The organism is Streptomyces sp. URMC 126, from assembly GCF_051386555.1.
Lineage (GTDB): Bacteria > Actinomycetota > Actinomycetes > Streptomycetales > Streptomycetaceae > Streptomyces.
In genome coordinates, this window is sequence record NZ_JBPQTX010000047.1 from 16,385 (window position 1) to 30,693 (window position 14,309).

The following is a 14,309-nucleotide window of genomic DNA, read 5'->3' on the forward strand; positions in this document are numbered from 1 at the left end:
GAGTGCCGGCGAACGGCAAGCAGCGGAACGGCGTCAGCAGAACTCCGCCCGCAGCAGCCGCTCCTCCGCCTCCGGGGCGACGCTGGCGTCCGAGTTGACCCGGTACGTGAGGACGTGACGCCCGTCCGCCGTGCCCAGCGTGCCCGCGTACGAGCCGTTGATGGCGCCGTTGTGCCCCCACAGCGTCACCCCGCACGGCAGCCGCACCGGGAAGAGGCCCATGCCGTAGCGCCCGCGCGAGGCGCCGGTGTCGCGCATCAGACGGAGGGCGCCCGCGGGGAGGAGCTCGCCGCGCAGCAGGGCGGAGAGGAAGCGGTTGAGGTCCGGGAGGGTCGAGACGAGCTCGCCGGCGGCGCCCGCGACCGAGGGGTTGAGGTCGGTGACGTCCGCCGGTCCGCCCCGGGGCGCCGGGGAGTACGCGCGGCCGTGCGGCGCGGGCAGCGTGACGCGGGTGCCGGGAAGGCTGGTGCCGGTCAGGCCGAGGCGGCGGATGACGCGGCGGCGCACCTCGGCGGCGTACGGACGGCCCGTCACCTGACGGATGGCCATGCCGAGCAGGACGTAGTCGGTGTTCGAGTAGTGGTAGCGGGCGCCGGGCGGGGCGTACGGGCGGTGGCCCAGCGCGGTCCGTACCAATGCCTCGGGCGGGTGGGTCTTGAAACGGTGACCGGCGAACCCCGCGCCGAAGGAGGACCAGGACAGCGCCACATCGTCCGTATAGGAGAACAGACCGCTGGTATGGGTGAGGAGTTGGCGGATCGTGACGTCGCGTCCGTTTCGCGTCCGGCGCAGCCACGCCGCGGTGCGCCGGGGGAGCAGCCCGGCCGCCGGTTCGTCGAGCCGCAGCCGGCCCTCGGCCGCCAGCTGGAGGACGACCGTCGCGACGACCGTCTTGGTGATGCTCCCGGCCCGGAAGCGGTCCGTGCGGCGGATGCGCCGCCCGGTGCGCAGGTCCGCCACTCCGGCGGTGGTGAACCGGGAGACACCGTGAGCATCTTGTGACAGCTCGGCGGCGCCGGGAACCGGTCCTCGTGCAACGATGTCCCCTACAGGGGAGCGGGCAGGGTCGCCATCGCACGCCGTCGTCAGGGCCGAGACGGCGCAGCACAGCGCGGTCATGGCCGCCGTGAGGCGCGAGAAGGCACTGCGCGTCGGCATGCGCTCATCATCCATGGTCGCCCGGACCCTGGCCTTCCTCTGGTCGGCGGATGAGAGACAATGGTCCCTCGGCCGGGGTCGGTTGGTCGCAGAGCTGAATGCCAGAGGGGACGCATGTCGGACGCGGAGCAGACGCAGGGCACGACCGGGCGCCTCCTCGCCGGGCGCTACCGCCTCGGCGACGTGCTCGGCCGGGGCGGCATGGGCACGGTCTGGCGGGCCACCGACGAGACGCTGGGACGCGTCGTCGCCGTCAAGGAGCTGCGCTTCCCCGCCAACATCGACGAGGACGAGAAGCGCCGCCTCATCACCCGTACCCTGCGCGAGGCCAAGGCCATCGCGCGGATCCGCAGCGCCGGCGCCGTCACCGTCTTCGACGTGGTGCACGAGGACGACCGGCCCTGGATCGTCATGGAGCTCATCGAGGGCCGCTCGCTCGCCGACGTCATCCGCGAGGACGGCCCGCTGAAGTGGCGGCGCGCCGCCGAGGTCGGCCTCGCCGTCCTCGACGTGCTGCGCGCGGCGCACCTCCAGGGCATCCTGCACCGCGACGTGAAGCCGTCCAACGTGCTCATCGCCGACGACGGCCGCGTCGTCCTCACCGACTTCGGCATCGCCCAGGTCGAGGGCGACCCCTCGGTCACCTCGACGGGCATGCTCGTCGGCGCCCCCTCGTACATATCCCCGGAGCGGGCGCGCGGCCAGAAGCCCGGCCCGCCGGCCGACCTGTGGTCGCTGGGCGGGCTGCTCTACGCGGCCGTCGAGGGCGCCCCGCCGTACGACAAGGGGTCGGCGATCGCCACCCTGACCGCCGTCATGACCGAGCCGCTGGGCCCGCCGAAGAACGCGGGTCCGCTGGAGGGTGTCATGTACGGGCTGCTCGCCAAGGACCCGCAGAAGCGGCTGGACGAGGCGGGCGCGCGGGCGCTCCTGACGGAGGCCGTCAACGCGCCCGACGAGCGGCTGCCCGCCCGGACGCCCGCCACCGACGCCACGCAGGCCATCGCCGTGCCCAAGGGCCTCGCCGGACCCGCGCGGGACGCCGGGCGCGAGGCCGGGGGCGAGCGCACGGAGCGGACCGCGCGGCCCGCGGGGCCCGCCGAGCGGAAGGCGCCGCGGAAGCCCGTCGCCGCCGCGGCCCCCGAGCGGCCCGGCGGGGGCAAGGGGCGGAGCGGGACCGCCGCGCCCGATGGAGGAGGCGTCCAGGGCGGAGGCGTCCAGAGCGGCGGCGAGACGTCCGGCAGCGCCTTCCGGCCGCTGCGCGACGCGACGCCCTCCGGCTCCGCCGCCGCGGCGCGGACCGAGCCCGAGCCGCTGGGCGGCGCCTACACCGAGACCCTGGTGCGGATGCGTCCCCCGGTGCAGAAGCGTGTGCTGCTCCTGGTGGTGGCGGTGGTCGTCCTGGCGGTCATCGGGACGGTCGTCGCCCTCGTCGTCACGAACGGGAACAAGGACGACGGCAGCCTCGGACGGCCCGGTTCCGGTGGCGGCACGGCCGTGACGCGGGCGGTCCCCGGGCAGGTGTCCGCGGACCCGGCGGCCTGACGCGCGGCCCGTCTGCGCCCGCCCTCCCCGCCGGGGGAACGAGGTGTCGGCGACGGGAAGATTCGCACCCGCGGACGGTGTTGTGTACGGAGTCCGAACAGCCGCGTGGGCGCCGGTCGTTGGGCCGCGACCATCGGGACGTCATCGGGTCCGACGATCTGAGCGGTACGCGCCCGCCGCGGCGCGTTCGGCACGTATCGTGAAGGGTCGGGGACGGAACGCAGCCGCGCACGGCCCGCCAACCGGCCGCCGGCGGAGGCCGGTCGGGCGTCGGGTGCAGGGATCGCGCGCTTAGGGGAGGCGTCGTGGACGACTACGCGGGCCGGGTGCTCGCCGACCGGTATCGCCTTCCGCTGCCTCCGTCCGACGCGTTCGAGCTCGTCGAGACACGGGCGTTCGACACCTACAGCGGGCAGGAGGTCCTGGTCCGGCAGATCCCGCTGCCGGAGGTGGTCGACGCCGAGCTCGTCGAGGCCGGGCCCGGGGCGCCCGTGCCGGGCCGGGAGAGCGCGCCCGGCCGGGGCCGGCCGCCGGGCCGGACGGTCGCCGGGGCCTCGGACCCGGCGGTACGCCGCGCGCTGGACGCCGCGACGGCAGCCGCCCGGATCCCCGACCACCCGCGCCTCGACCAGGTCTTCCACGTATTCGCCGAGGCGGGCAGCCTCTGGATCGTCAGCGAACTCGTCCCCGCCCGCCCGCTCGCCGCCGTCCTCGCGGAGCGCACCCTCTCCCCGCACCGCGCGGCCGAGGTCGCGGCCGACGTCCTCACGGCCCTCCGCGCCCTGCACGCCCAGGGCTGGACCCACCGGAACATCACCACCCGCACGGTTCTCATCTGCGAGGACGGCCGGGCCGTCCTGACCGGCCTGGCGGCGGGCGCGGCGGAGGAGGCGCTCTGCGGCTACGACCCCGTCCCGGCGGCGGGCGCCGGGGCGGAGGGAACGGAGGGTGTGCAGGGTACGGGGGGTACGCAGGGTACGGGAGGTGCGGAGGGGAAGGCCGGGAGAGCGGAGTCGCGGGAGGCGTACGTTCCCCGGCCGGGCGGTAACGGGGCCGCGGGAGGCGGGCGTCCGGCAGGCCGGGCCGCCGGTGGTGGCCGCCCCGGGGGCGTTCCGGCGGGCGGTGGATTCGCCGGTGGCGGACATCCCGGTGGTGGGCAGCCGAGCGGCGGGCCCACGAGTGGCGGGTTCGCGGGCGGTGGGTTCGCGGGTGGTGGGCCTACGGGTGGTGGGCCTACGGGTGGTGGGGCCCCCGCCCCGCACGGTCCCCGGCGGGGGCCGCGCGCCGACGCCGTCGCCGCGTACCGGGCCGGTACGCTCGCCGCCGCCCGCGCCGGGCGTCCGCCGACGAGCGCCTCCACTTGGGGCGGCGGCAGCGCCGCCAGCGGCACCGCCCCGGCTCCCGGCACGACCCCGCCCTGGAGTGCCGACGCGCTGGTGGGCGGCGGGCCGGCGGGCGGCGCGGCTCCCGGCCGGCCGGAGCCGGAAGCAGCCTCCACCGGGGGCGCGACTGCCCCCGCCGCCTGGGGGCGCCCCGCGGACGCCGCCGGCGCGCTCGCCGCGGAGCGGGCCCGGCAGGCCCGGATGCTCGTCGTAGGCCCCGTCACCGAGCGCTGGGCGCCGGAACAGGCCTGGCCGGTGCGCGAGGACTGGCAGTTGGCCCCGCCCGTCGGCCCGGCCGCCGACCTGTGGGCGCTGGGCGCCCTGCTGTTCCGCGCCGTGCAGGGCCACGCGCCGTACCCCGAGGAGAGCGCCGCCGAGCTCGTCCGGCTCGTCTGCTCCGAACCCCCGGCCTACGCCGAGGAGTGCGGCGCCCTGCGCCCGGTGGTCGAGTCCCTGATGCGCAAGGACCCCGCCGAGCGGCCGGACTTCGAGGAACTGCGCGGCTGGCTGCGCTCCCTGATCCGGTCCGCCCCGGAGCCGGACGTCGGCAGCCGTACGGTCACCGTGCCGCCGCCGGCCCCCGACGACCCGTCGGCGGTACCGGCGGCCAAGGGCACGGCCCGGCTGCCGATCGTCCGCCGCCGCGGCGAACTCGTACGCCGTCGCCGGGGACGCGGCACCGCCGGGGGCCCGCCGGCCGCCGCGCCTCCGGCGCACGGCCGGCACAAGCGGGCCGACCGCGGCCGGCCGCGGGTGCCGGGCGGCGTCGCCGCCACCGGACACCTCCAGGAGCAGCACGTCTACGGCGTCCAGCCCGCCCACCGGCTGGGCCGGCTGCTGCTGGGCGCCGTCCTGCTGCTGCTCGTCGGCGCGGTGCTCTACGCGCTGCTGTTCATGCCGCGCGCCTCGGAGAGCGCGGGCGCCGGGCAGGGGACGCCGCGGACCGCCGACGCGCTCGGCGCCGCGCCCGGCACCTTCGGCCGCTCGGGCCCGCCCCGTGAGGACGAGGCGACCGCCGAGGCCGGTGGCGTGGCCAAGGGCTTCACCCTGCGCCGCGATCCGAAGGGGTTCACGGTGGCCGTGGCCCGGGAGTGGCAGCGCCGCGGCGACAACGAGCGCGGCCAGGTCGTCTACGCCGGCGGGGACTTCGAGCTCATCGTGGTGCCGGGGCGGGACAAGGTGTCCGAGTTCGGCGCCGATCCGATGGCCTACCAGCAGGAGAAGGAGCCCGAACTGGCCGCCTTCCGGTCGTCCTCCTGGTCCGGCTCCTCCGGGCTGCGGCGGGTGGACGTGGGGCGGAGGGCCGGCGCGGAGGGCACGTTCAACTGGAACGACGAGAGCGGACGTCAGGTGTACGTCCGCAACTCGGCCGTCATCCTCGACGGCCGCTACCACGTGCTCCAGGTGCTGGGGCCGATGGACGGCCAGCGGTCGGTGGACAGCTTTTTCGACCAGGCGACGGCGACGTACCGTGCGGGGTCCTCGGCCTGAGGCACTGTCACTCCCCGTATGCGGGGCGGCAATTCCCCGGCTTGGAAGTCGGAGGAAAGGCCGGTCCGCCGGTGGTTGCCGACCCGCGTCGGGCGGTGTGGGGAATCGAACGTCGGGCGCGTCGCGCGACCGTCTCCGCCGGGCCCGGATCGGCGGGGGAGAGCCTGCGGGCCGAACACGGGTGGTAACCCTCCGGAAATTCGCTCGGGCGAAATTCTGAGCGACCGAAATGCGCACCGTAATCGGGAAGCGGAAAAGCCCGGGTGACGGGTTTGGAATGATCACGCTGTGTTGATATCGAGTTGTGTTCTCCGTGGAAGTCGTCACGCATCGGAGTAGGGTTCGCCTCGGGTACTCTCCCTTGAATGTCCCGTGCTCGTATCGGCATGGAGGTCGCGATTCCCCCGTGTTCGAGTCCACGCAGTGTGCCTCGCACAGTTTGTGGCGCGGATACTCCTTTGCGCCGGAATATCCCTGAAGTGGTTGTTGGGGTAACTGTGGGTCAACCATGCTGTGCGGAAAGGGAGTCACGCTGCGTGATCCCCTGGAGACGCGAGGCGTTGTGTCCGCCGGTTCGGATGGTGTGAGCGGTGCAGGTGCTTCAAATGCAGATGGAGGTCGGGGTCGACCCCGCGGAGGTGGGGCGGGCCCGAAGATGGGCGCGGTCGCGGCTGGCGGGGTCCGGGATAGGGGTCGACGAGCCGCTGGCCGAGACGCTGATCCTGCTGATCTCCGAGCTGGTGACCAACGCCGTGGTGCACACCGGGTGTCCGGCCGTGCTGCGGATGTTCTTCCCCGGGGCGGCGGGCGCCGCGGGCCCGGCGGCGGGGGGCGGCGCCGGCACGGTCCGCGTCGAAGTCGCAGACATCAGCGCCCGGCCGCCCCGCCGCCGGTGCGCCAGGGGCGACGAGACGGGCGGCCGGGGCCTGGAACTGGTGGACGGCCTGGCGGACCGCTGGGGCTGGCAGCAGGAGGGCTCGGGCAAGCGCATCTGGTGCGAGGTCGACAGCGGACCCGTTCCGGCGCGGACGCTGCCCCGCTGGAACGGCGCTTTCGAGCCACAACACGCCATTACAAATGGGGCGTAGGAGGCAAAGTCCAGACCAGGTGTTGACGGGAAGTGTTCACCTGATCACCCTTGGATGAAGCGATTCGTTGCGAGGGGACGTCGAGACGCCCAGGTGACCCCGGACGACTTGGCGAGTACGGGTCGCGGTCCGGCGCGACGGCAGGGCTGAGGCGCCGGAGCTGGGCGGCGGCGGCGTGCGGTGCCGTGCTCGGGGTGCGCATCGATGCGCCGCCGCCGGCTCGTCCTCCCGGTTGGCCCGTAACCGCCCGTCGAAACCTCCAGGGTGAGCCGAAGCCCCCGCGGGGGTGAGGTGTGTCACAGATTCGGCGCGGTTGTCGTCCGGGGGGACGCCCGCGCGGTCCTTTCCGGCGGAACGGTTCCCCGACTGCCCATGCCCTTGTCGGCCCTTGCCGACTCTTGCCGGCCCTCGCCCGGCCGTCGTCCGCCCGGCCGGCGGGGGCGGGCGCGGCGCGGGGCCCGTGGCCCGGCATGGGCCGGGTCCCGGCAAGGACGGCCCTTCACCAGGGAACCTCCCGGCCTCCGGGGGAATCATTCTTGGAGAGAGGGGCGGATATGACACAGCAAGCTGAGCCGGGCTCGATACCGGACGAGGCGCCGGCGACCGCACCCGACGACTCCGCCGGGGCGGACGGCACCGGCGCCCGCGAGCGGACGGACAAGGCGGGCCGGACGGACGGGAAGGAGCGCAAGGAGCGCAAGGAGCGCAAGGGGCGCAAGGAGCGCACGGAGGAGGCCGACGAGACGGGCGGCACGGGTGGTGCGGACGGCACGGGCGGTACGGAGCGTGCGGACCGGCCGCGCGCACCGCGCCATCCGGACGGCTTCGGCGCCGCCTTCTGCGCCTCGATGGCCACGCTCTGCGCCGAGGTCGTCGTCGCGGCCAGCGCCGGTGTGCTCGTTCTGCTGTCACGGGAGCACCAAGGGCTGCCCACCGCCCCCGTCCTGGCCGTCGCCGTGGCGCTCGGCGCGCTGCTGCTCACCGTGCTGCTCAGCGGTTTCGTCACGGCCGCGGCCGTGATGCCCGCGCTCGGGCTCTCCCGCCGCGCGGCCGCGCGCGCCGGCCGGCCCGAGGGCCGGTGGTGGACGGTCGGCGCGGTGCCGGTGGTGGCCGCCGGGCTGGTCGTCGTCTTCGGCGCGGTGGCGGCGCTCGGCGCCCTCGCGCCGGCCCCTCCGCTCAAGTACCTGCTCTGGTGGGGCGGGCTGACCGTCGGCCTGCTGCCGCCGGCCCTGGCGGCGCGCCGCGCCGCCCGCCGGGTGCGGGAGGACCGCCCGGGGAGCGTGGCCCGGCGGGTGGCCCGGGACGGCGCCCTGGCCTGGCTGCTCGTCGGCGCGGTCGGCGCGACCGCGTACGGGACGGGGCTCGCCACCGTCTACGAGCCGCCGAAGCTGCACCGGTCCGACATCGCGGGCGTCTGGAACGACGGCCGGGGCGGCGTCGTCCGGCTGGAACGGGACGGCAAGGCGGTCGCGGACGGACTCGACAAGTTCGAGTGGGACGGCATGGGGCACGACCGGATCCAGGACTGCAAGGGGTCCGGCAGCTGGACGCCGGTCAAGGAGAGCGGCAAGGTCGTCGGCGTCGGGCTGCGGTTCGACGCCTGCGGGCGGTACGAGAAGAACTGGAGCGTCGGCGGTACGGCGAAGGAGCCGCGGATCTACCACGAGATCGGCAAGCAGGGGTCGGGCAAGCGCTACGTGCTGAAGAAGCTGCACGGCCGCAAGGGGTGAGGTCCCGGGCGGGGCGGCCTTGCCCGGGCCGGGGTTTCCTGCGGGCCGGAGTGCGCGCTGATCGGAGTGCGCGCCGGCCGGAGCGTGTGCCGACCGGAGTGCGCGCCGGCCGGAGTGTGCGCCGGACCGGCTCCGGACGCGCGAACGGCGGGTCACCGGGGCGGGCCGGCCGCGCCCCCGGTGACCCGCCGCCGTTGCTGACAGGACGGGTGTGTGCCGCGCGGCCTACCGCGCGGGCTTCTTGCCGGTGATGCCCAGGTGCACCAGCAGCGTCAGATTGGGCTTGAGGTCGGCCTGCTTGACGCCCCAGCCCTGGAAGCCCTTCTGGTGGGAGGCGACGCCCGCCAGCATCACGACCAGCGAGCCGGCCACGGCGGCGGCGCTGACGTCCTTGTCCACCTTGTTCTTGGCCTGGAGTTCCTTCACGGATTCCGTGAGGGAATCGGTCACGGCGTTGAGGATCCGCATACGGATCTTGGAGAACCGCTTGTCCCCCTCGGCCGCGCCGAGGTCGATCACGCGCAGGATCGCGTCGTTCCGCCGCCAGAAGGCGAGGAAACCGTCCACCAGCTCCTCGGCGGCCTGCCGGCCGGCCTTGCCCACCCAGGAACGGCCGGCGACGAGTTCCCTAAGGGTCGTCCCTTCCTTCGCGACTTCCTCGGCGAGTTCCAGAACGGCGCCTTCGACGTCCGGAAAGTACTGGTAGAAGGTCGCGGGCGAGGTGCCGGCCCGCCGGGCGACGTCGATGACCTTGACGTCGCGGTAGGGGTGGGAGCTGAGCATTTCCCCGAGGCAGTCGAGCAGCTTCTGTCGCGTCGCCTGTCCTCGGCGGCCGGCCACCCGGCCGTCGACGGTGCGTACTTGTCCTGTCATGCCGTCAGCTTACCGAGGGGTGATCGGAGCGCGATTCGGTCGCATGCAAATGGGGGCGGGGGTGCGAATAGGGGTGGATAAGCAGGTCAGAGGCGTTTCACGAGGGCAATTTCCGGACGTTCGCGGATTGGCCCGTACCGGTGAATTGTCTTATCGACAAGTCGTGGATCCGGTCGCGCGGAGGGGCTGCGGTGGGGGCGCGGGCAGGAGGGCGCGGGCCACCGGACGGCGGCGGTGGTGCGCCTTCCGCCGGTCCGGCGGCCCGGTGGGGCCCCGCTGGTCCGTCCGAGTCCCGTCGGAGCTCACCCCGGGGCCGTCCGAGCCCGTCCCGAGCCCGCCGGGCGCCCGGGCTCATCCGTAGGCCGCGCGGGACCGGGCGTCCGTCGCTACCGTGGCCGGTGCGACACCTCGCGCGGCCGGCCGGCCCGCGCGGGCCGGACCGGTGCGGTGCGGTGCTGAGGAAGGGAGCGGGCGCCATGGGCGCAGCGACGGACGGAGCCCCGCGGACCACGCCGTGCTGGGCGGACGTGACCCTGCCCGACGTCGAGGCGGGCAAGCGCTTCTACGGCGGGCTCTTCGGCTGGACCTTCGAGCAGGGCGACCCCGAGCAGGGGCCGTACGTCCGGGCCCTGCACGAGGGCGCGGAGGTCGCGGCCCTCGCGCCCAAGCCCGACGGGCGGATGCCGACGGCCTGGTGCGTCTACTTCTCCTCGCCCGACGCCGAGGCCACCGCCGACGGGATCCGGGCGGCTGGCGGACAGGTCGTCACCGGACCGTCCCGGGTGGGCGGATACGGGACGCTGCTGCTCGCCGCCGACCCGGGCGGAGCCGTGTTCGGGGTCTGGCAGGCCGCCGCGCACCGGGGATTCGGCAAGCGCGGCACCCCCGGCGCGTACGGCTGGGCGGAGGTGTACACGCGGGAGCCGGAGGCCGTCGACGCCTTCTACGAGCGGGTCTTCGCCCTCACGGCCCACGACCTGGGCGGGGGCGACGGGTTCGACTACGCCGTGTGGACCCCCGCCGGGGAGCCGCTCGCGCCCGAACACGCGGTCGGCGGGCGGGCCGTCATGGACGAGTCGTCCTTTCCCGCGGCGATGCCCGCGCACTTCCTGGTCTACTTCGTCGTCGCCGACTGCGACGAGGCGTGCCGTACGGCGCGGCGGCTCGGCGGCCGGATCCGGCGCGAGGCGCGGGACTCCCCGTACGGGCGGTTCGCGGTGCTGACGGACGACCAGGGGGCCGACTTCGCGGTCGTCGACCCGGCGGGGGCGGAGGGGCGCTGACGGCCGCCGTCCGGCCGCCGTGGCGGGCGGCGACGGGACGGCGGAACGTCTGGTGCTCGTGTGTGTGATGAGGCCTGATAGCACGCTGTGACGGCCGGGAAAGTGCGCCGGTGCGGGGGCGGAACTTCCGCTTTCGGCATGGACACGCCGAAGCGTGACCCGGGTTCGCCACCACCGCCCCGGCCAGGGAGAATCAGAGGGCGTACCCCGGGATAATTCGCGGTGAGACGCTGCACGGGGCCGGAACAATCCTTTCGAGCCCCCACGGGGAGGTGGCAGGCCAGTTGGAGCAGCTCACACAGCACGACCCGAGACGGATCGGCCCGTTCGAGGTGCTCGGCCGGCTCGGAGCCGGCGGCATGGGTCTGGTCTATCTCGCCCGCTCGGCGTCCGGCCGACGGGTGGCGATCAAGACGGTCCGCACGGAACTGGCCGAGGACCAGCTCTTTCGCGTCCGCTTCACCCGTGAGGTGGAAGCCGCGCGGGCGGTCAGCGGCTTCTACACGGCCGCCGTCGTCGACGCCGACCCGCGCGCGGCCGTGCCCTGGCTGGCCACCGCGTACGTCCCCGCGCCCTCGCTCGAAGAGATCATCAACGAGTGCGGGCCGCTCCCCGCCCAGGCCGTGCGGTGGCTGGCGGCCGGCATCGCCGAGGCGCTCCAGTCGATCCACGGCGCCGGCCTCGTCCACCGCGACCTCAAGCCGTCCAACGTCCTGGTGGTGGAGGACGGCCCGCGCGTCATCGACTTCGGCATCGCCTCCGGCGTCTCCAACACCCGGCTGACCATGACCAACGTGGCCGTCGGCACGCCCGCCTACATGTCCCCCGAGCAGGCCAGGGACTCCCGCAGCGTCACCGGCGCCAGCGATGTCTTCTCGCTCGGCTCCACCCTCGTCTTCGCCGCCACCGGCCACGCGCCCTTCCACGGCGCCAACCCGGTCGAGACCGTCTTCATGCTGCTCCGGGAGGGCCCGGACCTCTCCGGCCTGCCCGACGAGCTGCGCCCGCTCATCGACTCCTGCATGCAGATGGCGGCCGAGCACCGGCCCAGCCCCGCCGACCTCCAGGCCCAGCTCGGCCCGCACCTGTTCGCCTCCGGCGGCGGCGACGACAGCGGCACGGCCTCGGCCTGGCTGCCGCCCGACGCCGTCTCGCTCATCGAGCGGCGCCGCGCCGGGCGGGGCGACGCACCGGTACGCAGCCCGCGCAGCACACGGAGATCACCATGGTTCGCCTCACCCGTCCCGTCCGTCTCGCACTCCTGGCCGGTGGGGTGATGGTCGCCGGAACGGCGGTCACCGGGTGCGGGTCGGTGGATCTGGCGGACGTGGAGCCGGAACGGCGGACGTTCGCGCTCGGCGGGGAGACGCTGACCGTCGACTCGGACGACTCGGAGATCGAGCTGGTGCCGGGGGACGGGAAGGACGTCAAGGTCACCCGGTGGTTCGACGGCTGGTCGGTTGGCGGATCTGTGAAGGCCACGTGGGAGATGGAGAAGGACACCCTGAAGCTGCGGCAGCGCTGTGATGGGATCAGCAACGAGTGCAAGGGCAAGCACCGCATCGAAGTGCCGCGCGGGGTGCGGGTGGTCGTGAAGGACGAGAACGGCGGGATCACCTCGCGGGGGATCAAGAGCGACCTGCGGCTCGGTTCGGAGAACGGCGAGATCGACGTACGGGACGCCGCCGGACGGCTGGAGCTGACCTCCCGGAACGGCGACGTCCGCGCCGAGGACGGCATCTCCTCCCGATACGTCTCCGCCCGCTCCGAGAACGGGAGCATCACCGTCCGGCCGGCCCTGGCGGCGGACCGGGTGACCGGCGAGAGCGAGAACGGCGACGTCACCCTGCGGGTACCCGGCGGCCCCTACCGCGTCGACGCGCACAGCGACTCCGGCCGGACGAGGATCGCCGTCCCGCGCGACGGGGCGAGCCCGCGCGTCGTCAGCGCGCGGAGCGAGAACGGCGACGTCACCGTGCGGACGGCCGGGTGATCCCCTAAGGGGCCCGGGGGGGCGGCAGGGCGGACGGAAGAACGGGAGGGAGATCGGGAGGGAGGTCGGGAGGAAGAGCGGGAAGCGGACGAGCCGTCGTCGGAGGGACGGGCCCGCGGCGTGCGGGGCTCGTCCGCCCGGTGACCGTCCTGTGTGAGCGCCCCCGGCGGATGGGACAATGTCCTCCGGGCCTGGGGCGATCAACGGGAGAGGCAGAGGGCACGTGACGGCTACCTTCGCGCAGTCCGTACGACCGGCCGGGCGGCTTGCCATATCCGGACCGCCCGCCTCCGCCCTCGCCGCCGGGCAGGGCTCCGTACCCCGACGGCCGGCCTCGGGAACGGCCTCCGCGCCCGCAACGGCTCCGGTGCGCGGCCTCCGGGCCGCCCTCCGCGACGCCGCCGCGCTCGTCCTGCTGCCGCTCCCCCTGCTCGCCGTCGCCGTCACGGCGGCTCCGGCGGCGTTCGCCGGGGGCGGCACGCGCCGGTGGGGCTGGGGTCGCGGCGACGCCCAGCGGGCCGAGGCACAGGCCGCGAAGGACGCCGCCGCCACCGCCTTCTACGAGCTGGACACCGCCCAGCGGGACCTGCGGATCTCCCTGGAGACCATCGCCGCGGTGGACTCCTCGCCCGCCGCCGGGCGCGCCGCCCGGGAATTCGCGGCGCTGGGCGCCCGCGTCGACGAGGTGTCCGGCGCGTACATCGCAGCCGTCGACACCCACGACCTGGACCGCGAGGACCTCGACTCCGCCGCCGCCTCCCGGGCCCGCACCGACCTGAACCGGGCCAGGGACGAGCTCGTGCGCGTCAAGGCGGACCTGGAGCGGTTCGCGCAGGGGATCGGGCCGCTGCTCGCCGCCGCCGAGGCGGAGCTGTCCCGGCTGGCGCCCGCCGTCGAACGCGCCCGGCAGGCGCTGCTCGCGGCGACCGAGGCCCTGGACGCGGCCCGGGCCGCCGGCCTGCGGGCCGACGACCTGGCGGCCCGCCTCGCCGCTCTCTCCCCGGAGCTCACCAAGCTCAACCAGGGCGCCGGGCAGCACGGCGTGCCGGAGACCATCGGCCGCGCGGAACGGGTCCTCCGCGAGGCCGACGCGATCCGCGAGGCGGCCGCGCGCCTCCCGGAGCGGGCCGCCGAGATCGACAAACGGCTGGTGTCCCTGCGCACCCGCGCCCAGGCGCTCGCCACCCGCGCCGAGCAGGTGGCGCCCGTCCTGAGCGAACTGCGCCGGCGGTACAGCACCGCCTGCTGGCAGGACCTCCAGCAGGTACCCGAGCAGGCCCGGCAGGCCGTGGAACAGTCGGAGGCCAAGCTCGCCGAGGCCCGGACGGCCCGCGACGAACAGCGCTGGCCGGACGCCACCGCCCTGCTGTCGACCGTCCGGGCCCTCCTGACCACGACCGACGCGTCCGTCTCCGCCGCCGGCGACCGGCTGCGGCGGCTGGACGAGGTCTCCGCCGACCGACAGCAGGAGATCGAGCGCACCCGGTTCGCCATCCGGGACGCGCAGCGGCTCGCGATGGCCGGACGCAGCACCCCCGACCCACGGCACGCGGCCCCGCTGGACGAGGCCGTGGCCCGGCTCGACCGCGCCGTGGCCGGCCTGGAGGGCCGGCACCCCGACTGGTGGCGCTTCCTGACCGAGACGGAGGCCGTACGGCAGTCGGTCGCGGCCGTGGTGCAGGCGATCCGCGAGGAGCGCGGCGCGGGACGCTGAGGCGGGCGCGGGGTGGGGGGTATAGGTGACGGCCGGTGGCCCACGTACGGCG

The 14,309-nt window shown here is 75.0% G+C and carries 8 protein-coding genes and 2 pseudogenes; 8 read left to right on the forward strand and 2 right to left on the reverse strand.

Features of this window, described 5'->3' with window-relative positions:
• Window positions 1-33 precede the first annotated feature (33 nt).
• Window positions 34-1,158, reverse strand: coding sequence for a serine hydrolase domain-containing protein (locus ACSNOK_RS08695; protein WP_436780019.1), 1,125 nt, complete (start codon window positions 1,156-1,158; stop codon window positions 34-36).
• A gap of 114 nt (window positions 1,159-1,272) precedes the next feature.
• On the opposite strand from ACSNOK_RS08695, the pseudogene ACSNOK_RS08700 reads away from it, so the two are divergent.
• From ACSNOK_RS08700 to ACSNOK_RS08715, 4 genes and pseudogenes are all read left to right on the forward strand, one after another.
• Window positions 1,273-2,589 (forward strand): annotated as a pseudogene (locus ACSNOK_RS08700) (protein kinase domain-containing protein); the annotation flags it as partial.
• 419 nt (window positions 2,590-3,008) lie between these two features.
• Window positions 3,009-5,576 (forward strand): protein kinase, encoded by a 2,568-nt coding sequence (locus tag ACSNOK_RS08705; RefSeq protein ID WP_436780020.1) that lies wholly within the window; start codon window positions 3,009-3,011, stop codon window positions 5,574-5,576.
• Window positions 5,577-6,166: 590 nt separating this feature from the next.
• A complete protein-coding gene (locus ACSNOK_RS08710) occupies window positions 6,167-6,664 on the forward strand; it encodes an ATP-binding protein (RefSeq protein ID WP_436780021.1) in 498 nt (165 codons plus the stop codon).
• 554 nt (window positions 6,665-7,218) lie between these two features.
• Window positions 7,219-8,394 (forward strand): hypothetical protein, encoded by a 1,176-nt coding sequence (locus tag ACSNOK_RS08715; protein ID WP_436780022.1) that lies wholly within the window; start codon window positions 7,219-7,221, stop codon window positions 8,392-8,394.
• A 225-nt stretch (window positions 8,395-8,619) separates the two neighbouring features.
• On the opposite strand, the gene ACSNOK_RS08720 is transcribed toward ACSNOK_RS08715, so the two are convergent.
• Window positions 8,620-9,267 carry a TetR family transcriptional regulator gene (locus ACSNOK_RS08720; protein WP_436780023.1) on the reverse strand — a complete coding sequence of 216 codons (648 nt, stop codon included), beginning with the start codon at window positions 9,265-9,267 and terminating at the stop codon, window positions 8,620-8,622.
• Between the two features lie 476 nt (window positions 9,268-9,743).
• On the opposite strand from ACSNOK_RS08720, the gene ACSNOK_RS08725 reads away from it, so the two are divergent.
• From ACSNOK_RS08725 to ACSNOK_RS08740, 4 genes and pseudogenes are all read left to right on the forward strand, one after another.
• On the forward strand, window positions 9,744-10,550 hold the full coding sequence (locus ACSNOK_RS08725; protein ID WP_436780024.1) for a VOC family protein: 807 nt from the start codon (window positions 9,744-9,746) through the stop codon (window positions 10,548-10,550).
• Window positions 10,551-10,834: 284 nt separating this feature from the next.
• Window positions 10,835-11,776, forward strand: a pseudogene (locus ACSNOK_RS08730) (serine/threonine-protein kinase); the annotation flags it as partial.
• The gene (locus ACSNOK_RS08735) at window positions 11,776-12,543 is read left to right on the forward strand and encodes a DUF4097 family beta strand repeat-containing protein (RefSeq protein WP_436780025.1); all 768 of its coding nucleotides are present in this window, start codon (window positions 11,776-11,778) and stop codon (window positions 12,541-12,543) included. The pseudogene ACSNOK_RS08730 and the gene ACSNOK_RS08735, both read left to right, overlap by 1 nt.
• A 223-nt stretch (window positions 12,544-12,766) precedes the next feature.
• Window positions 12,767-14,257, forward strand: a complete 1,491-nt coding sequence (locus ACSNOK_RS08740; RefSeq protein WP_436780026.1) for a hypothetical protein — start codon at window positions 12,767-12,769, stop codon at window positions 14,255-14,257.
• The last annotated feature ends 52 nt before the right edge of the window (window positions 14,258-14,309 follow it).

Excerpts from the sequence above, each read along its gene's own strand:
- ACSNOK_RS08695 (WP_436780019.1), bottom strand. The coding sequence starts at position 1,158 with ATGCCGACGCGCAGTGCCTTCTCGCGCCTCACGGCGGCCATGACCGCG.
- ACSNOK_RS08715 (WP_436780022.1), top strand. The coding sequence starts at position 7,219 with ATGACACAGCAAGCTGAGCCGGGCTCGATACCGGACGAGGCGCCGGCG.
- ACSNOK_RS08720 (WP_436780023.1), bottom strand. The coding sequence starts at position 9,267 with ATGACAGGACAAGTACGCACCGTCGACGGCCGGGTGGCCGGCCGCCGA.
- ACSNOK_RS08725 (WP_436780024.1), top strand. The coding sequence starts at position 9,744 with ATGGGCGCAGCGACGGACGGAGCCCCGCGGACCACGCCGTGCTGGGCG.
- ACSNOK_RS08735 (WP_436780025.1), top strand. The coding sequence starts at position 11,776 with ATGGTTCGCCTCACCCGTCCCGTCCGTCTCGCACTCCTGGCCGGTGGG.